Source organism: Bacillus sp. EB106-04-04-XG123 (assembly GCF_058791855.1).
In genome coordinates this window covers 332,399-353,541 of the sequence record NZ_JBYTDZ010000004.1, presented here as the reverse complement: position 1 = coordinate 353,541, position 21,143 = coordinate 332,399, and the positions used below count along the sequence as shown (strand labels likewise).

Genomic DNA, 21,143 nt, shown 5'->3' with positions numbered 1-21,143 from the left:
AAAAAAGCGAACCCTGCAAAGGATTCGCTCTTGTATATTAGTTGTTATAAGATTTCTTTTGACGACGATCGTTAGAAGAACGATTGCGGTCATTTGAAGAACGCTTTTTATCACCATAAGATGAACGGCTGTTCTTGCCTTTTCCACGGTAGCCTCCGCCACCGCCGCCGTCTCTGCGTTTAGAAGAGCTGCGGTTGTTACGATGACGTTTTGAAATCATTGGTGCTTCATCTGTCAAACGAACAGGCGTTGCATCCGGCTCTTTTGTCATCATTTTGATAGCAGCTGCAACCACTGTTACAGAATCATGATCTTCCAGCAATTCAGCAGCAGCTGTCATGTAGAAGTTCAAGTTGTTTTCACTGATGATCGTGCGTAGACGGTCAACTGTTACTTGCTGTTGTCCTTCAATTGCCTCATCTAGTGTAGGTTCTTTCATACGATCCATTTTACGTTTAGTCGTTTGCTCAATCGCACGAAGCATATCTTTTTCACGTGGTGTGATGAATGTCATCGCCATACCTGTACGTCCAGCACGTCCAGTACGTCCAATACGGTGTACGTAGCTTTCTGGATCTTGCGGCACGTCGAAGTTATACACGTGTGTGACGCCTGAGATATCAAGTCCACGTGCTGCAACGTCTGTTGCGACAAGCACATCGATTGAACCTTCTTTGAATTTACGAAGTGCAACCATACGTTTTGCTTGAGTCAGGTCACCATGAATTCCTTCAGCTGTATAACCTCTTAGGTTAAGTGCTTCAGTCAATTCGTCAACACGGCGTTTCGTACGGCCGAAGACAATTGAAAGCTCAGGTGATTGGATGTCAAGAAGACGAGTCAATGTATCAAACTTCTTACGTTCATGAATATCCAAATAGAACTGTTGGATGTTAGATACAGTCATTTCTTTCGCTTTTACTTTTACGTGTTCTGGGTTTGTCATGAAACGCTCTGCAATGCGCTTAATTGGTGCAGGCATTGTCGCAGAGAATAAAAGTGTTTGGTGTTCACTTGGTACATTTGAAAGGATCGCTTCAATGTCTTCGATGAAACCCATGTTTAGCATTTCGTCTGCTTCATCTAGCACGACTGTTTCAACATTTTGAAGACGCATTGTACGACGGTTAATGTGATCGAGTAAACGTCCTGGAGTCCCTACGATGATATGAGGATTTTTCTTGAGCGAACGGATTTGACGGCCGATATCTTGTCCACCGTAAATAGGAAGTACGCGTGCACGCTTGTCTTGGCCGATTTTATATAGCTCTTCAGATACTTGAATCGCTAATTCTCTTGTTGGCGCAATGATAATCGCTTGGATATTTGGAGACGCTGGGTCGATTTTTTCAACCAGAGGAATACCAAATGCTGCAGTTTTTCCTGTACCTGTTTGTGCTTGTCCGATGACATCTTTATTTTGAAGACCGAGAGGAATCGTTTCTGCTTGAATCGGTGTTGCTTCTTCAAATCCCATGCGGTTAATAGCCTTCATGAGACTTTCGCTTAATTGAAAATCTTGAAACGTTATAGTCAATTTATTCAAACTCCTTCTAATTGCTGTTTCAGTAATCTCGTGAATGATCATTAAAAACTGCCCTTTTCTGAAAGGACAGGTCCATTATATACAAAGCCCGAATTACCCTACCTTATATCTTACCATTACACTATTTGTTTTTCAACAAGACAGAAATGGATATATCTACTGCTCTACAATGACAGATTCACCTTCACTTTGGTCTCCGTCCATCCATTTCCACTTTTCAAACAGTTGGATTTTTCCATTATCCAGCTGCTTAGGAGTGGAATCGCAAGACCCGCTTCTCATGCTGCCGTCCTTGCTTACATGGTGGTATCTAAAATGAAGTGTTCCATCCTAAATTCACAGTTCCTACAAGTACGCCAGATACAATACTGCCGCCTTGATATGTGCCCGTTAATATATTCCCGTCTTGACGATATTGAAATATGGTTCCTGCTGATACTTCTCCGTTACTCGAATTAGACTGCGGGATAAAGGTTTTTCCGTCATATTGAAACAACCGAATCAACCACCTTTTCTTTCCTATTGTACCATAGGCCTGTCACTCATTCGACAAAAATGATGCAAATTTTAACAAGTGGGATTCAATTTATATTAGTTTAGCCACATTTTAGCTTTTCTATATATTAAATTGCTTTTTTTAGAAAATGTTCTACTTTCTCAAACAATTGCTGGGCACATGGCTCATGGCAAACATGATGTTTACAATCCGGCAAATAAAACATTTCTTTCTGGCGAGACGGGACTTTATGATAAATAAATTCTGCACTTGAAGCAGGCACAATCCCGTCGCTTTCACCTTGAACAATTAACACAGGCAGATGAAGCTTCTCAAGCGAATTCTTCGTTTGCTTTACCAGCTTCATAAATTCTATCGCAGCTGACAGCGGCGTGCTTGTGAGCTTATGGCGATATCGATCATATAAAGGGTTTGTATCAACGATCCCTGACAGGGACTCCTTTACCATCTGCCGTGTGTCTTGCATCATTTGTTTTGGGTTCACATATTTGGCCGCAGCACTTAAAAGGACAAGGCGGGCAACTGGGTACTTCGCCGCTAAGTAAGAAGCAATCATTCCGCCCATAGAAAAGCCGACCAAATACACGGTGTCACAAGTCCGATAAAGAGATAGAAGTTCGAGTTCAGCTGTCGCTATCCATTCTTGATAAAGAATGCCTTTTAACTGAAGCTCATCCCCATGCCCCGGAAGCGTGACAGACTGCACATGCCAATCTGCCGCCTGTTTTAAATATTGCGCCAACGGTTCTACTTCATAAGGAGCACCAGTAAAACCGTGAATACATAAACAGCCAATCATTCTGTCACCTTCTCACTTTTATAGTGCAGTAATGACTTCTTCCAATCTCATACCGCGTGAGGCTTTGACAAGCACAACATCGTCAGGCCCTGCCACTTCAGCTAGTTTTTTCTTCAGGTCCTCTTTGTCCATAAAGGAGAATACGTGCTCAGCCCCGAATGATTTTTTCGCTCCTTCAGCAATAAATGCACCTAGGCGGCCATACGTCATGACATGATCAATAAATTCTGGCTTGATGTAACGGCCAAGTTCATAATGATACGTTTCTTCTTCGCTGCCCATTTCGAGCATATCTCCAAGTACAAGAATACGGTTGGCAAAGCCGTCCATATCCCCCACAAGATCAATGGCCGCTTTCATTGAAGTCGGACTTGCATTATACGCATCATTGATTACAGTGATTCCCTTGTCTGTTTTAAACAGCTCAAGCCGCATCCCTGTCAACTTCGTTTGCATCAGTCCTTGGGCAATTTGTCTTTCATTCAGCCCAAAATGCTGACCTATTGCAATAGCAGCAAGTGCATTCTTCACATTATGTTTCCCTAATACAGGAATGAGAAAACCCTGGGCATACCCTTCTACTTGAAATTCTGTTCCTTCTGCAAGCTGGTTGATGTGCGTTACCTTGATATCACAGTCCTCTGCTTCTCCAAAGGTTTTTACACGCTGAGAAAGTGAACTTGATCTTTCTCGAAGCAATGGCTCATCACCTAGGTAATAAAAGACGCCGTCTTCTTTTAAGCCTTTTACGATCTCATATTTTGCATCGGCAATGGCTTCTCTTGATCCTAAATCTTGCATATGAGATTCCCCGATATTTGTGATGACTGCTGCATCCGGCTCAGCGAGGTCTGATAAAAATTCGATTTCGCCTTTTGCACTCATACCCATCTCCAAAACCGCAATATCGGTTCCTTCTGGCATTGCAAGAATGGTGAGCGGAAGACCGATATGATTATTAAAGTTACCGTCTGTTTTATGAACTTGATACGCTGTTTGCAAGACGGAATGAATCATGTCTTTTGTTGTGGTTTTCCCATTACTTCCTGTAATACCGACAACACGAGGATTTTCTTCTTTTAAGTATGATTTCGCCAGCTGTTGAAGCGCAGCTAGTGTATCCTCTACAAGAATAACAGGAACGCCTTCTGGCGGATTGGCTTCTTTTTGATTCCATAGAACAGCTGATGCTCCAAGCTCTACTGCTTTTGAAGCAAATGTGTGACCGTTAAAATGTTCTCCAATAAGCGGGATAAACAGTGCGCCGTCTGATACTTTTCGTGTATCTGTTGTCACTCCGTGAATCTGCTCTTCGCCAAAAGCTTGATTAGATAGGGTTCCACCAGCCATTTGGGCGATTTGTTTCACTGTACGTTTGATCATGATTTTTCGCCTCTCTTTCTCATTTCACGTTTGAAGGAAAAGAGACACTACCTAAGGATAGTGTCTGCTTGCTGCTCACATTAAAAAGTTGTTTTAATGGTTTGTTTTTCTTGATGGCGTTCAATTGCAAGTGACACCAGCTTTTCAATCAACTCTGGATACTCTACACCAGTGTGCTTCCAAAGTAATGGGAACATACTAAAAGGTGTGAATCCAGGCATTGTATTCACTTCATTGATCAACACTTCACCTTTTTCTGTAAGGAAGAAGTCTGCACGTACGAGACCAGATCCATCAAGGGCTTTAAATGCCTTAATTGCCATGTCATGAATCGTCTTATATTCATCCTCTGACACACTCGCAGGAATGATCAAATCTGTATCGCCATCTTCATATTTTGCTTTGTAATCATAAAAATCTGTTTTAGGTGCAATCTCACCAACGACAGAGCATTTTGGCTCATCATTGCCTAATACACCAATCTCAATTTCTCTTCCAACAACGCCTTCTTCTACGACCACACGACGATCATATTGGAAAGCGAGGTCGAATGCAGTCTGCAGCTCTTCTTTGCTGCGGCATTTGCTAATTCCAACACTTGATCCCATGTTGGCAGGTTTCACAAAGCATGGATAGCCAAGTACTTGTTCCACTTGTTCTAAGCTTTCTGTTGTCGCTTTCTCAAAGTCTTTTTTATTGAAGGAAAGGTGCTTTGCTTGTGCAAGTCCTGCTTGTGCAAAAACATCTTTCATCATGACTTTATCCATACCCGCAGCAGACGCGAGAACGCCGTTGCCGACATACGGGATATTTAACAGTTCAAGTAATCCTTGCATTGTGCCATCTTCTCCATTTGGTCCGTGCAGCAACGGGAAGACAACATCAATTTTCTCATCAACCGTTGCAGGCTGTGGAAACATGCTTTCATTTAAAGAAGTTGGTAAAAACGTCTTTGCGTTCTGTTCAAATTGAAGCATTTTGACGTTTGATACTGGTTCAGTGAGTTTTTCTCCTCTTAACCATTCACCCTCTTCTGTAATATAAATTGGATGTATATCGAACTTCTCAGTGTTAAGTGCTTTTGTAACTGCAAGGGCTGTTTGCAGTGATACATTATGTTCGGCTGACTTTCCGCCGTAAATCAATCCTAAACTTATTTTCAATGGATACTCCCCCCACTAAAATTCATCTTTACTATCTTATCACTTTCAAGCAAAAATGCTCTAATTAATTTTTGTTGTTACGTAATTGAAATGATTTGTAAAGGTTGTAAGCGCCTCCCGAGCATTTGTATGTCATTCGCCTTAATTTTATATTAAAATGACATTGAAAAGGAGTTGTGACAAATTGAAAAAAATCACAAGTACTGAACAATTCAATGAAATAATTCAATCAGACAAAGAAGTCATCGTTAAATTCTTTGCAACATGGTGTCCTGACTGCACAAGAATGGACATGTTCATTCCAGACATCCTAGAAGCTTATGCTCACCATGAATGGTTTGAAATAAATAAAGATGATTTCCCTGAATTAGCGGAAACGTATCAGGTAATGGGTATTCCAAGCTTGTTAATTTTCAAAAATGGTGAAAAAACAGGGCATTTACACAGTGCAAACGCAAAATCGCCTGAAGAAGTGACAGAGTTTCTTCAAGAGCACGTTTCTTAATTGAAGGACATCAGCAAACTTTTGCTGGTGTCTTTTTTCTTTTTAAATCTCTTCATAAGACGAGCTTCGCAGCCAAAACGTTTCAAATTGATGTTTTCCCTTACGACAAGTCATGACAAAATTATTTCCTGGGAAAGAATGCAGCGTCGATACAGCTTGGAATATGTCGGTTACGTGAATTTTCTGAATTGAATCTTTACTTATGACATTTGTCTTTGTATAATGGAGTTGCTAATTGAAAATGATTATCAATTTCATCTATGTGAAATCCTATAAACGGTCATTCTAATAAAGGAGCGATGAGTCACATGTCTAAGAAGAAGATCAAAACCTATCAGCAATTGATTGAAGAGAACAAAAAGGCGATCATGCGCGATCCTCAAATGATGGAAAGTATATACGAAACCATCGACAAAAAACACCAGAAGCAGCTTGCAGCTGCTGGGCGTGAATCATAACTACAAGAGGAGCAGTCATCACTGGCTGCTCTTTTGTCTGCTTCAATAAAATAAAAAAGCCGATAAAATCTGTTATTCGATTTTATCGGCTTTTGTTTTAATGTGATTTCGCTACACGGTCCTGCTTCATTCCTAAATAAATGAGCATATATGTGAGATAACCCATTGTCATCGTTAAACCACCGAAGAAAAATTGAGAAAAGACTGGTTCCTCAAATGTTGTAACGGCAGCAAGAATGATCCAGCTCGCATATAAATAAACCATGAACCATTTCATGTTTCTTTTAAGTGTATACAGAAAGAAAAGACCGGCTAACGAAAAGATCCCCAGCGCTAGTCTGAAATAAACAAGATGATCAAACTGGAAGGCAAAAGACACAAACGAAAACGACAGCAGCAACAAAATTGGTAAAGCCGTAATGAAATTTTTCACGATAGTGCCACCTCCATGACTCCTTCTTATTATAAGACAAAATCGGCCGGTTATCGTGAAATACAGACTCGTTTTCACAAAGATGTCACGAATTTTTCTTGTTATTTGACACAATTTTTACACATTTACATCACGTTTCCAAAAAAGAATCCAAGCCGATCCAACAAAGAAAACAAAATGCGCCCCCACTATAAATAGAGAAAACAAAAGGCTCATCCCATGAAAAGGCGGCGGTCCTTGAAAGCTGTACTGAGTAAAGTCCGTATTCGCAAAAAGAAGGATTTTCCCCCACTGATTTTCTAAGAGCGACATGATCGGTACAAGTGATTTCGCCGCATATAAAACAAAAAACGAGGTCACAAGTGCAACAAGACTGTTTCTAAACAAACTGGAACACATAAAAGCAAAGCTTGCCATCATGACCACTTCCACCCACTGAGATCCAATGACGGCAAACGTATGCTGAAATAATTGCCCCGTTCTTTCATCAAAATCAGTACCGAAGAAAATAAGACCAAATAGAAAAGCTAACACATAATAAAAAACAAACAAATAAATGACTGTCAGCAGAAGTGTGATGTATTTTGACAGAAAAATGTGCAGTCTTGTTTTTGGCCTGATCAATAAAAACTTGATCGTCCTTTTCTGAAACTCTGTTGAGATCAAGGTCGCGCCAATAACGACAGCAAGCACCTGTAAAATAAACACGACATTCGTGGAATAAGCAAAATAGTTTGCGACTGTGTCTTGTCCACCAAAGCTTGATATGACTCGTTTCAAGGTGAGAGCCATTGCTAGTTGAAATACAACGATCAACCCAAGAGCAATGAATGTGATTTTTTTCCTCATAATTTTCTTATGCTCATTCTTGATGAGGTTCAGCATCTGTCTTCCCGCCTTCCGTCCATTTCATAAACGCCTCTTCAATTGATTGCTTTTGAGGCGTCATTTCAAGTACATCAAACCCCGCCAGCACAAGCTGTTTGTTCAGTTCTGGCACACGTTCTTTGTTCAGTTGAAGCAGTACACGAGCTCCGTCTCGTTCATATGTATACTCCTCTGCGTCAAGCCATGAAACCGCCTTTTCTATTGGCTGAATATTCATCAGCACCTGCTCTTTCCCTTCCATATCACGGAGATGAGTGCTAGCTTTGATCTGTCCCTTTTGAATGATGATCATGCGGTCACATAGCTCCTCTACCTCATGCAATAAATGCGTCGCAAATAACACCGAGGTTCCTTCTTCCTTTACGAGCATTTGCAAGTGCTCCCGGAATTCCTTCATTCCTGCAGGGTCTAGTCCATTTGTCGGTTCGTCTAAAATGAGCAGGTTTGGCCGATGCAAAATAGCTTGTGCAATCCCAAGCCTTTGTTTCATCCCTAGCGAATACGTCTTGACCTTCTGATGAATGGCATCCTCCAGGCGAACTCTTTCCACTACTTCCTGAATGCGTTCCTCCGTCACCCCGTCGTGCATCGCTGCATACATTTCAAGGTTTTCAAAGCCTGTTAAATACGAATAAAATTCTGGATTTTCTATGATCGCACCAACAGATGACATCGCCCCGAGAAAATCCTCATCTTGTGAATATCCATTGATCATGATGCGGCCATTGTTTTTTTTCATCAAGCCAACGATCAATCGAATCAAGGTTGTTTTTCCAGACCCGTTGGGGCCAAGTAATCCGACAATTTCTCCCCGCCCAATGTCTATAGAAATATCCTGCAAAATCATTTTTCGGCCAATTTGTTTATCGACTTTCTCTACTTTTAAAACAGCAGACTGCAAAATGGTTCCTCCTTCTGATGTAAAGCCTATGGCGGCAGTTACGACCGCTCATCCTTTAAAAAGTATATCACGCGAGACAAATCAATCCATGAAAAAAAGGACTGATCCAATCAGCCCTTCTTGCTTATTAAAGAGATAGGTTAGGTGTCGGCGCTTCTTTTTCATGCTTCTTTTCGGTTTCAGAAACAATCACCGCACATGCTGCGTCACCTGTAATATTCACTACGGTTCTTGCCATATCTAATAAGCGGTCTATGCCAAGGATCAGCGCTATTCCCTCAACAGGAAGATTCACGGAATTTAAAACCATGGCCAGCATGATGAGCCCTACCCCTGGCACTCCTGCTGTACCGATACTTGCTAATACAGCCGTTAACACAACAGTCAGCATTTGAACAAACGTCAGTTCAACCCCATATACTTGAGCGATAAAAATGGTCGCAACACCTTGCATAATGGCTGTGCCATCCATATTGATGGTTGCACCAAGCGGCTGCACAAAGCTTGAAATCGGCTCTGGTACCTTTAAACGCTTTTGCGCTGTTTCCATTGAAACCGGCAGCACTGCGTTACTGCTTGATGTACTAAATGCAACAACCATCGCCGGGGAAAATCCTTTAAAGAATTCCATTGGATTTCGTTTAGCTAAGATCGCAACGGTTGAACCATATGTCAGGAAGAAATGCAGGATGAGCGCAATTAACACGACCGAAAAGTAAAGTCCCATCGCTTTCATGGCATCCAGCCCCTGACTGCCGATCGCGGTTGCAATCAAACCGAATGTCCCGTACGGTGCAAATTTCATCACAACACCGACAAGATACATCATTAATTCATTTCCTTGTTCAAACAGCTTTAGCAAGCCTTCCGTTTTTTTACCGAGCATGGCGATGCCAAGACCTAAAAATACACAGAAGACGATAATTTGAAGCATATCTCCTTCAACTAACGATTGGACTGGATTGGTTGGAATAATGTTGAGTAGTGTTTCTGCCATTGATGGGGCTTCCTCTGCGGAATAATCAGCTGCTTTTGTATCAAAATTGCCGAAGGCTCCCGGCTTGATTAACACAGCTAATGAAATGCCAATGATGATGGCAAAAGTCGTAGTGAGCAGGAAGTAAGTAATGGTTTTTGCGCCGATTCTGCCTAGCTTTTTCGGATCACCAAGGCCTGCTACACCAAGCGTGATCGAAAAGAATACAATGGGCACAACCAGCATTTTAATCAGATTTAAGAAGATTTGACCTAGAGGTGTAAATAAATACGGATCTAACACTTTGAATACATTTGGAGCAAAAAGGTTAAGCAGCAATCCTGTGATGGCACCTACAAACAAGGCAATAATAATTTTCGTCGCTAGCTTCAATAAAATCTCCCCTTCCTCGTCAAAAAGCCCACGAGAGAGTCTTCTCGTGGGCCTGCGTGTCCATACGTGTACCACTGTCTACTCTCTTCACGCTGATGAGGTTAGCTGACGGGTTAGGACGAAGAGATGTCCTTTTTTCTCAGATAAGAAAAATTCACCCCAAAAACATGGGTCCCCCATTCCTTTAGAAGGATTAAGCGTGTGGTAATATGATATTTTCATACCATTTATACCTTATTTTCGGAAAATTGTAAACAGGTTCATATGAACTTTTTAATTACTTTCTTCCCTATTTGTAACTTCAAGAATATCTAAAATAAACACAAAGATTGGGATACCTATAATAAGTCCCCAAATGCCAATATAGTGTTCAGAGAAGATCAGCACAATAAACGTGAAGAAAATAGGGAGTTCTGTTTTAGCTGACATGAGCTTCGGATTTAAGAAATAAGCTTCAATGGCATGGATAATCACGATCACCAGCACAATATAGAGGACATACATTCCGCCTCCAAGTGTATACGCAATGATGCTGAGTGGAATAAGAGAGATAACCACACCCGCTACTGGGATTAAGCCTAGCAAAAAGACCATGACCGCTAAGCCAAATAACTGCGGGAAACCCATAATGCCTAGCGCAATTGTCGTTAGCACACAATTAACGGTTGCAATAATAAACTGTGCTTCGAGTACTTTTCCAAACGTTCGGGAAAATTTACGTCCAAAGAAGGCAATTTCATGATAGAACACGGAGATTTTACTCGTTTTGAACTTGTTCATAAATTGAATGAGGCGTTCCTTTTCGAACAGGAAGAACATGCTTAATATTAAGGACATAATGACCTGGATACTGAACGTGCTGAAATCAGTTAAATATGTATAGAGGAAATTAAACCCTTTCTCAAAGAAAGCTGATATTTTGAAATCACCAAATACGTTCGTGATGACGTCAAAGAAGGGTAAATCTTGTGGATGATCTGCGATTTTCTTTCCTAAATGGAATAGCTGCTCCACCTGTTTGGCGATGATTGGTACAAAAACGAAACCGCCAAATGTCAAACCACCAGCCAGAAGAATATACAAAATAGTAATGACCGATTTCTGTCCTATTTTCAGGAAGCGATTTAAAAAGCCTCTAATGACCTCTTCTAACCGATTCATCAAAAAGGTGAAAATGAAGGTCAGAAGAATTAAATTCATCATTCCCCTTAATAGATATAATGCTGTGGCTAATACTACAAATACTAAAAACCGCTTAACACCGGGTTTTTCGAACAATTTTAAAAATGCCGCCATTACGTTACACACCTGCCAGGACTAAAGTCTATTTTTCATCGTATCTGATATACATTATATCGGATCTTTCTGTAAATTATATAATAAAAGGTCAACGAGGTCTTACGATTCGTAGTCATTTTATTGATTTTATTTTTTACACAAGAAAAAACCGAACCTATGTAGAACATAAGGTTTCGGTTTTTGGTTGTTTTTATACTAAACAGCCTGCTTCATATTTCGCATTTCCTGAAGTGCTGTTTTGCTCTTCGATTCGTCAAATTCACCTTCACTCTTTGCGACAACAATTGTTGCGATTCCATTACCAATGAGGTTTGTGATGGCTCTTCCTTCGCTCATGAAGCGGTCAACACCAAGCAGCAGTGCAAGCCCCTCTAGCGGAATAACCTGTAGTGCTGCAAGTGTAGAGGCAAGCACGATAAATCCGCTTCCTGTCACCCCAGCAGCTCCCTTTGATGTCAGCATCAGAACAAGGATAATCGTGATCTGCTGACCGATGGACAGGTCTACACCGAACACTTGCGCCAAGAAGACGACGGCCATCGATAAATAGATTGAAGTTCCGTCTAGATTAAAGGAATAGCCTGTTGGAATAACAAGACCAACAACAGATTTAGAGCAGCCGTAGCGTTCCATTTTATCCATCATTCTTGGCAGCACAGATTCTGAAGAGCTTGTGCCAAGAACAATCAAAATTTCATCCTTGATAAATCGCAGATAGCTGAACAAGCTGAAGCCATACATTTTACAAATGATGTTCAGTACAACGAAGATGAACAGGAACATTGTCATATAAACGGAGAGCATCAGACTTGCCAGCGGTTTAATTGATGCCAGCCCAAAGTGTCCAATTGTATAAGCCATTGCCCCAAATGCACCGAGCGGCGCAGCACGCATGATATATCCAATGATTTTAAAGAAAACGAGTGACAGCTTATCAAGCCATTCGATGATGCCTTTCCCCTTCTCGCCAAGTGCAGCGAGCGCAACACCGAATAAAATAGAGAAGAATAAGACCTGTAAAATATCACCCTTTGCGAAAGCATCTACCATGTTAGATGGAACGATGTGTGTGACAAATTCCATCCAGTCGATGCCCTGTCCGCCATTTTGGGTATATTGTGAGACATCCCCTTTTTCAAGCTTGCTATAGTCAAGACCTGCACCTGGCTTCATGATATTCACAACAAAAAGACCGATGACCAGAGCAAGTGTCGTGACGACTTCAAAATAAATAAATGCTTTCCCCCCAACTTTTCCAACCTTTTTCATATCCCCCATCTTGGCAATACCAAGAACAATGGTTAAGAAAATAATTGGTGCAATGACCATTTTAACGGCATTGATAAAGGTATCACCAAGCGGCTTCATTTCTTTTCCGACGTTTGGCCACACCATCCCGACAATGATCCCGATGATGACAGCTGCAATCACCTGAAATGTCAGGTTCTTCAAAAGCCTTTTCATAAAAAATCAACTCCCTCACCCTTTGATGTAAACGCTTAACTATTATCTGTAGGTAAATGATAGCGATTTCATCAAAGACTGTGAAGCTTATGGACATATCGTACATTTTGGTCTTTTTGGTCTCTTAGTCAGAATGTACGATATATTTATTCACGGGTCGTCCTACCCCGCCATATTGCATATCTAATTTCAGCTCGCCTTCTTTTACGAGGAAGTCTAAATACCGGCGTGCCGTGACACGGGCAATGCCGAGTGCATTGGCAACTTCCTCTGCAGACTGTGCGCCTTCCTGCAAGCCCATATACGCTTTAATTTCGTTCATCGTATGCACATTCAGCCCTTTAGGAAGCCAAGTATCTTCCTGCTTAACAGCAGGCTTTCGTATGATATCATCGAGCATCTCCTGAGAAAATTCTGCGGCGGTTCGAATTTTTGATTTAAACGCCTTATAGCTTTCAAGAGATTCTTTCATTCGTTCAAATTTGAATGGTTTAATAATATAATCCCGCGCACCATTTTGAAGCATGATGCCGATGGTCTCTTTGTCCTTCGCTGCTGAAATCACAATCACATCCACCTGCATCTTCTGTTTTCTGATGTCTTGCAGCGTTTTGACGCCATCCTTTTTTGGCATATACACATCAAGTACCACGAGATCTGGACGAATCTCTTTAATCAGCTGGATGCCCTGCTCCCCATTTCCAGCGACAGCTGCTACTTGAAAGCCAGGAACACTCATAATGAATTCTTTATTCACTTCTTGCACCATTGGGTCATCTTCAATTAACAGCACCTTAATCTGAGTCATCTGCCTCTCTCCTCTATGGTCATTGGGAATTCGATTGAGAAGGTGGTACCAATGCCGATGCTTGATGTGACTTCTACATTTCCCATCCCTTTGTCGATAATCGTTTTTACAATATACAGGCCATAGCCTGTTCCGCCCTCTTTGCCGTGTGTGAAGCCTTTATCGAAAAGATAAGGAATTAGTTCCTCTTCGATTCCGGATCCATTGTCTTCAATTAAAATCGCGAGGACATCCTCCGTTTGATCGATGCTAATGGAAATGACTTTTGTGTCTCTTTCTACAGTATCATACGAAGCAAAGGCGTTCTCAATGAGATTTCCGAGAAGCTTTGTCATATCATGCTGATCAAGCCGCTCAGGGAAATGACGGAGGCTGCTATGTTCATCTACTTCGACCTTGATGCCAAGCTCCTTGCCCCTTCTGATTTTGCTCATCAATAACCCTGCGACAGCATCATGCTGAATGACGCGATGAAGAAAGTCCGTCACATGTTCCTGCTCCTCTGTCGTTTGAAAGGCTAGATCGAGCGCCTGATCGGCTTTACCAAGCTGAATCAGCCCAGCAATCGTATGAAGCTTATTCATATGCTCATGGTTTTGCACCCGCAAACCGTCCACAAAGTTTTTAACTCCTGTGAGCTCTTCCGCCAATTTTGCCGCTTCCGTCCGGTCCTGAAAAATGGCGACCGCTCCGATGATCTTCTTTTTCATCACAATCGGAATCCGGCTGCTCATGATCCTCTTTCCGCTCATATGAATTTCTTCATTGTAGACGGGTTCTGCGCGATCGATGATCTCAGGAAGTCGTGTATCAGAGAGCACACCCCAAATATTCTGGCCCACGACATCACCTGTCACGCCAAAAATCTGCTTCGCCTTCTCATTAAAAATGGTGATCATGTGCTGATTATCTATGGCGATGACCCCTTCATTAATAGAGTGAAAGGTTGCAGTGCGTTCCTCCAGCATTCTAACAATCTCATGCGGCTCCAGCTTAAACATTTGCTGTTTAATATGGCGGGCGAGCAAAAATGAACCTACAAGCCCAAAACTGAGCGTCAGCAGGAGAATCATGAGGATATCCCGCTTCATTTCTCCTAATATATCTGCCATACTTGGCAGGGTTCTTCCTACAAGCACAACCCCTGTTTGATTAAATTGATCATCCTTCACTGGATAAAAAGCTCTGATGGCTGTTCCAAGCTCTCCCTCTGCTTCTGAGAAATAAATATGCTCTGCAAAAGCCGGCTCTTCATCTGTTCCTTCTGAGCGCTGGCCAATCCTTGTTTTTACTGGATGCGTTAATCTCACATGATCCATATCCATCACGACAATGTAGTCAGCGTCTTGAATAATCCGAATTTCTTCGATTGCATGCTGTAATCGATCACGCTCCTTTGTCTGATCAGCTAACGCCTGCTTCACCTCATTCATCTCAGCCACAGTTCTCGCCGTGTTCATGAGTCTCTTTCGAAGCTCCCGTTCCTCTGTTTGCTGAATTCCCCCGACAAGGACAATGCCTCCGATTAAAAGGGCGAAAATGACAACGAAATATGTGAGGATGGTAAGCTTCCATCTAATAGATAATTGTTGCAATTTCAATCGATTTCTCATCATTTTTTCACCTGTATCTTTACGAATTCTTCCTTTGTCAAGTATGCTTGACATAAGGGGGATCTGACGCATGAAGAATTTACTCGCTTATACGCTATTACTCATGATCGGTTTTGTAACCGCTTTATACTTTGGCTTTTATCATATGATGCCAAAATCAGCGACAACCTTTGATGATGAACAGACAGGGCTGAAGGACCAGCTTGTGTTCAAATTCAGTCATGTCGTGGCAGACAATACACCTAAAGGACTTGCTGCAAAGAAATTTGCTGAGCTTGTGCACGAAAAATCGGATGGAAAGATCAGCATTCAAATTTTCTCCAACGGGAGCCTTTATTCTGATATTGAAGAAATTAATGCACTCAAAGAGAATCAAGTTCAATTTATCGCTCCGTCTACCTCAAAGCTCGGCATGCTGTCCCCTGAGTGGCTGGCACTTGATCTTCCCTTTGCTTTTTCAAATTACAACGCAGTTCAAGAAGGCCTGCACGGTGCAATTGGACAAAGGTTGTTTGGCACGCTGCAAAAAGATGGATTAAAGGGAATGGCTTATTGGACAAATGGCTTTAAGCAAATTACCTCAAATAAAGGGCCCATCAAACAGCCGGCTGATTTAAAAAACCAGTCTCTCCGCATTATGCAAAGCGACATGATTGAAAAACAATTTAAACTTCTTGGTGCAAAGCCCTATCAGGAATCATTTAATTCAACGTTTCAGCTATTAGAAACCAAAAAAGTAGACGGTGAAGAAAATACCATTTCAAATATTTATTCAAAAAAATTCTATCATATACAAGACTATATGACGATCAGCAATCACGGGTATTTAGGCTATGTGGTCTTAACAGATCAATCCTTCTTTGACCGCCAGACACCCGAAACGAAACGAATTTTACTTGAAGCCATGGAAGAAACAACAGCTTGGAATGAAAAGCATGCAGAACAGATGAACAAAGATCAGCTGGAGGACATTAAACATGAATCGCCGATTGTCATTCATGAATTGACGCCAGCTGAAAGACAAAAATGGATGAAAGCCCTTGATCCTTTGTATGACGAAGCCGAAAAAACGATTGGCTCCACCCTCATCAAACAGATCCGCGAACTTCGTGCACGTTATGAACACTCACCTATTCATGCTTATCAGGAAGAGGATGAGAGCAAATAAAAAAATCCCTTTGATAAGGGATTTTTTTATGCGCCGGACTCACTCTGTTCTTGCTCGGTGAGCTCTTCTAATCTTGTTAAAATTCTTCGCTTTCGGTATTGCATCATGCCTGTTTCGGCAATTCCTTTTAATTGTGAGCGGTTCGAAACGGCACCAAACAAAATCCCAGCGATGGGCACAAGCTGAAACAGTTTCTTCCAGCCAAACGAATCTCGGTAATTATAGACAACCTCACGCCACCCTTGGATTTGGGAAATCATGTTTTCATGCTTCCCTTCAGATGCATGATAGCTTTTCAGCTCTTTTAGAATCGATTTCTTTCCAACGACATCCGCAGAGTTCAACTGCAAGCATTTAATGATGAAGACCCGCTCCTCTTTGTTTTTAGGATCATAGCCATAGGTGACCGCAATATCCTGTAATGTTTTCAGAGAGAGACCGAGTACCGCAGGAATATCAGCGGCTAGTGTAAACATTCCGCCAACACCAGTTGTCGCCCCTTGTACCGTCGCGAGATTTGTTCTGTTTTTCCCCATATGCTCACTAATGGCATCCATCATTTCGATCGGGGCCTTTCCAATATCCTCTATGCGCTGAATGGATTCATCGGCACACTTCTTTTGAAATTGATGAATGATGCCTTTTTCCGATGTCAAATAGGCACCGCCGGATTGAATGTAATGGCCCATTTCGTCTAGCAGTACACCGATTTTTTTCTGAATAAAAGCAGGCGTCAGCTTGTCCAGCATTTGAAATGGAAGACGGCTGAGTTTCTCCCAAAACCATACCTTTTGCTGGTCTTTCTCCCACTTTTCAATCTCCTTTAATTGTGCCTTTAGCCATTCTCTTTCCTCCATGTCATATGCCTCCTTAGATGCCGCTGAAGTATTTGTCTGTTATTATACACAATCCTTGTCCATCATACGTATAGAACATTGAAGCGGTTCCGAAAGGTTTTAATCTTTTTCAAAACGGTTATTGCTTAATAAACAAACAAAAGAGGAGTGATCAACATGTTAGGATTTCTAATTTCATTGGTTGTGGCGATTGTCATCGGTCTCATTGGGAGTGCACTCGCTGGAGGCAGTGTACCAGGAGGATGGATCGGTTCAATGATTGCCGGGCTTGTAGGCGCTTGGATTGGTCATGGATTACTTGGAACGTGGGGTCCTAGTCTGGCAGGCTTTGCGATCATTCCAGCGATCTTAGGAGCAGCAATCTTTGTCATTATTTTAAGCCTGATCTTCCGCAGCGTAGGATCAAGGGTATCTTAAAAAAACGAATAACAGAGGAAGCAGTAGGGACACCGTCTAAGGGGCGGTGTTTTTTATGTTGCGCGTTGACAAGGTATCTATTTTTTTCACTTACATATGATAAACAAACCTATTAGTTCAGATAGTTGACTTTTCATGAAGATGGGCATATGATGATTAAAAATTGCATGAAGGAAACTTTTTGTGCCCAAGCAAAACTTTGTAGAATCTAGGTGATGACATATGACAAACAAATACATCGAGGCACAAGCACACATGTCAGCGGCAGCTGAGCGTGCACTTGAAGGAAAGGTCAAAGGATTTAGAAGGCTTCTTCCTTTTCTAGGCCCTGCTTTTATCGCTGCCATTGCATATATTGATCCTGGGAATTTTGCCACCAACATTGCCGCTGGCTCCAAATATGGATACCTCCTCTTATGGGTCATTCTCATATCAAATCTCATGGCTTTGCTCATCCAATCCTTGTCCGCAAAGCTTGGAATAGCAACAGGTAAAAACTTACCTGAAATCGCACGTGAAGAGTTTCCAAAACCTGTATCCATCGGTTTATGGATTCAGGGCGAACTCGTCATTATTGCCACAGATTTAGCTGAGTTTATTGGAGCGGCACTTGGTTTATACTTGCTCTTTCGGATTCCTTTGCTTGAAGCATCTATTATTGCAGCCATTGGATCATTTGCGATTTTAGAATTGCAAAGACGGGGATATCGCGCATTAGAAGCTGGCATTACAGGCATGCTCTTCGTTGTCGTGATCGCTTTCGCTGTGCAAACCTTTGTCGCCAAGCCAGATATGGCAAGTGTCGCAGGCGGGCTTTTCATTCCAAAATTTGATGGCACAGATAGTGTACTGCTTGCAGCTGGAATTTTAGGTGCTACTGTGATGCCACACGCGATCTATTTACATTCAGCATTAACCCAAAGAAGAGTCGTCGGCAGAACAGAAAAGGAGAAAAAACAGATTTTTCGCTTTGAGTTTTTCGATATCCTCATTGCGATGTTAGTTGCTGGAGCCATCAATGCCAGTATGTTGATTGTGGCAGCCGCTCTATTTTATAAAAATGGTCTCTTTGTTGAAGATCTGGATGTTGCGTTCCAGCATTTTAGCACACTTGCAGGTCCTGTATCAGCTATCTTATTTGGTGTAGGCCTGCTTGTAGCCGGACTATCCAGCTCTTCTGTCGGTACATTGTCAGGCGATATCATTATGCAGGGTTTTATTCAATACCGCATTCCACTGTATGTCCGCCGGCTGATTACCATGATTCCCCCTATTGTGATCATTGCATCTGGGGTGAATCCGACATCCGCACTTGTGATGAGCCAAGTGGTCTTATCATTTGGTATTGCCTTTGCTTTAATTCCGCTCATTTTATTTACAAGTAAAAAACGGATTATGGGCGAATTGACGAATGCCCGCTGGGTGACAGGAATATCTTGGGTGATAGCAGCTCTTGTTGTCGCACTCAATCTCTTTTTAATTGTAGATACGTTTATGTAAAAGACAGTCGTGGTGCTGTCTTTTTCTTTTCATATGGTTATGGTAAAATTCCCCTGAGAGGATGTGGGCACATGTTTTTTTATCAAGATCAAGAGATATCCATGCGGTTGCTTGAGCCAAGAGACGCAAGAAGTCTATATTTGCTCATCCAGCGGTCAAGAGAGCATTTACGTGAATGGATGCTTTGGGTGGATTCAACACAGACAGAGGAAGACAGCATGGCATTCATTCAAGGCGCAATGCAGCAAGCCTTGCAGAACAACGGTTTTCAAGCAGGCATCTGGTCACATGGAGAGCTTGTCGGGATCATTGGCACCCACCAAATTCATTGGATCAACAGGACTGTTTCAATTGGCTATTGGCTCGGAGAAGGCTATCAAGGAAAAGGCATCATGACAAAAGCATGCAAAGCAGTCATTCAATATTTATTTGAAGAATGTGGACTGCACCGCATTGAAATCAGGGCTGCTGTCGATAACCAGAAGAGCAGACGCATCGCAGAGCGGTTATCCTTTTCGCTTGAAGGCATTTTGAGACAATGTGAATGGCTGGGCGACCGCTTTACGGATCATTGTGTATACGCGCTCTTGCAGCCTGAATATATGAAAGAAAAAACGCATTCTATGAATCAACCCACTTAATTGTGTCGATTGCATGAATTATTTTACAAAGTGAAGCTTTGTGGTATCCGTTGCGATCAGCATCTGATAAAATAGAAGGAAAAATCGAGGTATGAAGTATGTCTCTTATTATTTTATTTTACTTATGGATCGTCCCTTTATTATTTGGCATTTTCTTCTCATTCTTAACAAAGAAAGCCACCTACAAACGCCGCTTTGTCCCATCATATAGCATGGCAGGACTCAGCATCGTTTTTCTCATTCTGGCACTTGTCTTTTCAGCCAGCCATTTTCTATTCATTTGCGGTATATTCCTATTTGCCACAACCCTTGTCGGCACAAGCATCCCTTTATTTTTAGCCTTTACAAAAACACCATCATAAACAAAAACCACCTTTTTCAATGGAAAGGTGGTTTCTTTTTTATTGATTTGGCATTCTGTAAGTCACGGTGGCATCTTGATTGGATTCAATTGTTTTCACAATGTCTTGTAGGATCTCTGACGCTCGATCATTTGAGTCATACTTGCCGAGAGTCTTTACCCAAGTATCGCCTCCTGCGATCATTCCTTCAATCTTTTTGCCGGTTACTGAGACTTCGTGGACATGAACGAAACTTTGCTGGTTTTGTGCGAAAATCCATAGCATGGTTTTAACTCCTTTTATTGTTTGATTGGATGTCGTTAGCCCTTTTCAATACAGCTAAAAAATGTGCTATGTTACACTTCCCCTATTCTTTTGTTAATAACTCTTTTCGAATAGCATGTGTCTCAATATCTGCAAACCTTACAGGTATTGGTAATCTACTGTTTTTATCAACAAGTTTCATAATAATTTTTGTAGTTGTATCTAAATCAATCCAATTCCCACATGAAATAAAAATAGGCTTAACATTCACTCTGGTTCTGAGGGCTCTTCCATATATTTCGTTATTTATAATAATATCTGTGTATGCATTTGTTTTATTTTGGGGCATGGTAAAATCTATACCATTAATTTTCAAATAACTTTTTGCGACTCCAATGGTAGGTTTATTTAAGAAGAAAGACGCCTGTGTAGCAATGCCCATGTGTCTATAATGTAAATAACCATTTCCATCAAACATATAGACGTCTACTTGTTTCGTCAGTTTTTTTACTGCATCTTTAATTAATGGCATTTCACGAAAAGCAAGAAAACCTGCTATATAAGGAATCCTTATTTCTCCATGGCTATGCACTTTTTCTATGATTTTTTTTTCTATCAAATCATAGACGACGATACAACAAACACCGCTCGTTTTTCCATCCATATCAAAATAAGCTACATCTACACCTGCAATAAACCTTATGTTCTCAAGTTGAAAATTATTTTTCAATTGCACTTTAGGCAAGAGCGCTTTTTGTTCACTTTTAAATTTTTCTAATAAATCATTTATTTCATCATTACTCATAAGA

General features: G+C 41.4%; 22 protein-coding genes, 1 pseudogene and 1 riboswitch. Of the genes and pseudogenes, 7 read left to right on the top strand and 16 right to left on the bottom strand.

The features are described from left to right. Positions 1-37: 37 nt before the first annotated feature. From cshA to AC3WTB_RS14525, 5 genes and pseudogenes are all read right to left on the bottom strand, one after another. The gene (gene cshA, locus AC3WTB_RS14545) at positions 38-1,537 is read right to left on the bottom strand and encodes a degradosome RNA helicase CshA (RefSeq protein WP_024427371.1); all 1,500 of its coding nucleotides are present in this window, start codon (positions 1,535-1,537) and stop codon (positions 38-40) included. Between the two features lie 165 nt (positions 1,538-1,702). Further along, a pseudogene (locus AC3WTB_RS14540) lies at positions 1,703-2,042 on the bottom strand (avidin-fold protein). A gap of 127 nt (positions 2,043-2,169) precedes the next feature. Continuing rightward, positions 2,170-2,862: an alpha/beta hydrolase gene (locus tag AC3WTB_RS14535; protein WP_099662927.1), complete on the bottom strand. Its 693-nt coding sequence runs from the start codon at positions 2,860-2,862 to the stop codon at positions 2,170-2,172. Positions 2,863-2,880: 18 nt separating this feature from the next. After that, positions 2,881-4,245, bottom strand: coding sequence for a UDP-N-acetylmuramoyl-tripeptide--D-alanyl-D-alanine ligase (locus tag AC3WTB_RS14530; RefSeq protein WP_039176700.1), 1,365 nt, complete (start codon positions 4,243-4,245; stop codon positions 2,881-2,883). An 80-nt stretch (positions 4,246-4,325) separates the two neighbouring features. Beyond that, positions 4,326-5,408, bottom strand: coding sequence for a D-alanine--D-alanine ligase (locus AC3WTB_RS14525; RefSeq protein ID WP_039176698.1), 1,083 nt, complete (start codon positions 5,406-5,408; stop codon positions 4,326-4,328). Positions 5,409-5,592: 184 nt separating this feature from the next. Here AC3WTB_RS14525 and AC3WTB_RS14520 point away from each other — a divergent pair, with 184 nt between their 5' ends. Both AC3WTB_RS14520 and fbpB read left to right on the top strand, forming a co-directional pair. Then, positions 5,593-5,913: a thioredoxin family protein gene (locus AC3WTB_RS14520; protein WP_012008983.1), complete on the top strand. Its 321-nt coding sequence runs from the start codon at positions 5,593-5,595 to the stop codon at positions 5,911-5,913. A 308-nt stretch (positions 5,914-6,221) separates the two neighbouring features. Beyond that, complete coding sequence (gene fbpB, locus AC3WTB_RS14515) at positions 6,222-6,371, top strand: Fur-regulated basic protein FbpB (protein WP_065215285.1); 150 nt, start codon at positions 6,222-6,224, stop codon at positions 6,369-6,371. Positions 6,372-6,468: 97 nt separating this feature from the next. On the opposite strand, the gene AC3WTB_RS14510 is transcribed toward fbpB, so the two are convergent. The 8 genes from AC3WTB_RS14510 to AC3WTB_RS14475 form a co-directional block, all read right to left on the bottom strand. Then, entirely contained in the window at positions 6,469-6,804 is a 336-nt protein-coding gene (locus AC3WTB_RS14510; protein ID WP_008359528.1) for a hypothetical protein, read from the bottom strand. A 117-nt stretch (positions 6,805-6,921) separates the two neighbouring features. Beyond that, a complete protein-coding gene (locus AC3WTB_RS14505) occupies positions 6,922-7,689 on the bottom strand; it encodes an ABC transporter permease (protein ID WP_039176696.1) in 768 nt (255 codons plus the stop codon). Further along, entirely contained in the window at positions 7,667-8,593 is a 927-nt protein-coding gene (locus AC3WTB_RS14500; RefSeq protein WP_492333898.1) for an ABC transporter ATP-binding protein, read from the bottom strand. Before AC3WTB_RS14500 ends, AC3WTB_RS14505 begins: the two co-directional genes overlap by 23 nt. 127 nt (positions 8,594-8,720) lie before the next feature. Beyond that, entirely contained in the window at positions 8,721-9,962 is a 1,242-nt protein-coding gene (locus AC3WTB_RS14495) for a dicarboxylate/amino acid:cation symporter (RefSeq protein ID WP_039176692.1), read from the bottom strand. Positions 9,963-10,038: 76 nt separating this feature from the next. Continuing rightward, positions 10,039-10,172: riboswitch (cyclic di-AMP (ydaO/yuaA leader) on the bottom strand. A gap of 63 nt (positions 10,173-10,235) precedes the next feature. Beyond that, a complete protein-coding gene (locus AC3WTB_RS14490) occupies positions 10,236-11,258 on the bottom strand; it encodes an AI-2E family transporter (RefSeq protein WP_039176691.1) in 1,023 nt (340 codons plus the stop codon). Positions 11,259-11,456: 198 nt separating this feature from the next. Next, positions 11,457-12,725: a C4-dicarboxylate transporter DctP gene (gene dctP / locus AC3WTB_RS14485; RefSeq protein ID WP_260775321.1), complete on the bottom strand. Its 1,269-nt coding sequence runs from the start codon at positions 12,723-12,725 to the stop codon at positions 11,457-11,459. 124 nt (positions 12,726-12,849) lie between these two features. Next, complete coding sequence (locus AC3WTB_RS14480) at positions 12,850-13,533, bottom strand: response regulator (RefSeq protein ID WP_008361849.1); 684 nt, start codon at positions 13,531-13,533, stop codon at positions 12,850-12,852. Continuing rightward, positions 13,530-15,149, bottom strand: a complete 1,620-nt coding sequence (locus tag AC3WTB_RS14475) for an ATP-binding protein (protein WP_492333924.1) — start codon at positions 15,147-15,149, stop codon at positions 13,530-13,532. The genes AC3WTB_RS14480 and AC3WTB_RS14475 overlap by 4 nt, the downstream gene beginning before the upstream one ends. 67 nt (positions 15,150-15,216) lie before the next feature. On the opposite strand from AC3WTB_RS14475, the gene AC3WTB_RS14470 reads away from it, so the two are divergent. Then, positions 15,217-16,314: a TRAP transporter substrate-binding protein gene (locus tag AC3WTB_RS14470; protein ID WP_492333897.1), complete on the top strand. Its 1,098-nt coding sequence runs from the start codon at positions 15,217-15,219 to the stop codon at positions 16,312-16,314. A 26-nt stretch (positions 16,315-16,340) separates the two neighbouring features. On the opposite strand, the gene AC3WTB_RS14465 is transcribed toward AC3WTB_RS14470, so the two are convergent. Continuing rightward, complete coding sequence (locus tag AC3WTB_RS14465) at positions 16,341-17,171, bottom strand: EcsC family protein (protein WP_041089179.1); 831 nt, start codon at positions 17,169-17,171, stop codon at positions 16,341-16,343. Between the two features lie 156 nt (positions 17,172-17,327). Between AC3WTB_RS14465 and AC3WTB_RS14460 the strand changes: the two genes are divergently transcribed. From AC3WTB_RS14460 to AC3WTB_RS14445, 4 genes are all read left to right on the top strand, one after another. Further along, on the top strand, positions 17,328-17,588 hold the full coding sequence (locus AC3WTB_RS14460) for a GlsB/YeaQ/YmgE family stress response membrane protein (protein WP_039176683.1): 261 nt from the start codon (positions 17,328-17,330) through the stop codon (positions 17,586-17,588). Between the two features lie 222 nt (positions 17,589-17,810). Then, a complete protein-coding gene (locus AC3WTB_RS14455; protein WP_039176681.1) occupies positions 17,811-19,088 on the top strand; it encodes an Nramp family divalent metal transporter in 1,278 nt (425 codons plus the stop codon). 71 nt (positions 19,089-19,159) lie between these two features. Continuing rightward, a complete protein-coding gene (locus AC3WTB_RS14450) occupies positions 19,160-19,729 on the top strand; it encodes a GNAT family N-acetyltransferase (protein ID WP_039176679.1) in 570 nt (189 codons plus the stop codon). Positions 19,730-19,827: 98 nt separating this feature from the next. Next, complete coding sequence (locus AC3WTB_RS14445) at positions 19,828-20,091, top strand: hypothetical protein (protein WP_039176677.1); 264 nt, start codon at positions 19,828-19,830, stop codon at positions 20,089-20,091. A gap of 39 nt (positions 20,092-20,130) precedes the next feature. Here AC3WTB_RS14445 and AC3WTB_RS14440 read toward each other — a convergent pair whose 3' ends face one another. Further along, on the bottom strand, positions 20,131-20,355 hold the full coding sequence (locus AC3WTB_RS14440; protein WP_039176676.1) for a hypothetical protein: 225 nt from the start codon (positions 20,353-20,355) through the stop codon (positions 20,131-20,133). 82 nt (positions 20,356-20,437) lie between these two features. Continuing rightward, positions 20,438-21,139, bottom strand: a complete 702-nt coding sequence (locus AC3WTB_RS14435; RefSeq protein WP_492333896.1) for an endonuclease V — start codon at positions 21,137-21,139, stop codon at positions 20,438-20,440. Positions 21,140-21,143 lie beyond the last annotated feature (4 nt).

Excerpts from the sequence above, each read along its gene's own strand:
- AC3WTB_RS14535 (WP_099662927.1), bottom strand. The coding sequence starts at position 2,862 with ATGATTGGCTGTTTATGTATTCACGGTTTTACTGGTGCTCCTTATGAA.
- AC3WTB_RS14455 (WP_039176681.1), top strand. The coding sequence starts at position 17,811 with ATGACAAACAAATACATCGAGGCACAAGCACACATGTCAGCGGCAGCT.
- AC3WTB_RS14435 (WP_492333896.1), bottom strand. The coding sequence starts at position 21,139 with ATGAGTAATGATGAAATAAATGATTTATTAGAAAAATTTAAAAGTGAA.
- dctP (WP_260775321.1), bottom strand. The coding sequence starts at position 12,725 with ATGAAAAGGCTTTTGAAGAACCTGACATTTCAGGTGATTGCAGCTGTC.
- AC3WTB_RS14465 (WP_041089179.1), bottom strand. The coding sequence starts at position 17,171 with ATGGAGGAAAGAGAATGGCTAAAGGCACAATTAAAGGAGATTGAAAAG.
- AC3WTB_RS14530 (WP_039176700.1), bottom strand. The coding sequence starts at position 4,245 with ATGATCAAACGTACAGTGAAACAAATCGCCCAAATGGCTGGTGGAACC.
- AC3WTB_RS14460 (WP_039176683.1), top strand. The coding sequence starts at position 17,328 with ATGTTAGGATTTCTAATTTCATTGGTTGTGGCGATTGTCATCGGTCTC.
- AC3WTB_RS14445 (WP_039176677.1), top strand. The coding sequence starts at position 19,828 with ATGTCTCTTATTATTTTATTTTACTTATGGATCGTCCCTTTATTATTT.
- AC3WTB_RS14475 (WP_492333924.1), bottom strand. The coding sequence starts at position 15,149 with ATGATGAGAAATCGATTGAAATTGCAACAATTATCTATTAGATGGAAG.
- AC3WTB_RS14480 (WP_008361849.1), bottom strand. The coding sequence starts at position 13,533 with ATGACTCAGATTAAGGTGCTGTTAATTGAAGATGACCCAATGGTGCAA.
- AC3WTB_RS14505 (WP_039176696.1), bottom strand. The coding sequence starts at position 7,689 with ATGCTGAACCTCATCAAGAATGAGCATAAGAAAATTATGAGGAAAAAA.
- AC3WTB_RS14470 (WP_492333897.1), top strand. The coding sequence starts at position 15,217 with ATGAAGAATTTACTCGCTTATACGCTATTACTCATGATCGGTTTTGTA.
- AC3WTB_RS14490 (WP_039176691.1), bottom strand. The coding sequence starts at position 11,258 with ATGGCGGCATTTTTAAAATTGTTCGAAAAACCCGGTGTTAAGCGGTTT.
- AC3WTB_RS14440 (WP_039176676.1), bottom strand. The coding sequence starts at position 20,355 with ATGCTATGGATTTTCGCACAAAACCAGCAAAGTTTCGTTCATGTCCAC.
- AC3WTB_RS14450 (WP_039176679.1), top strand. The coding sequence starts at position 19,160 with ATGTTTTTTTATCAAGATCAAGAGATATCCATGCGGTTGCTTGAGCCA.
- fbpB (WP_065215285.1), top strand. The coding sequence starts at position 6,222 with ATGTCTAAGAAGAAGATCAAAACCTATCAGCAATTGATTGAAGAGAAC.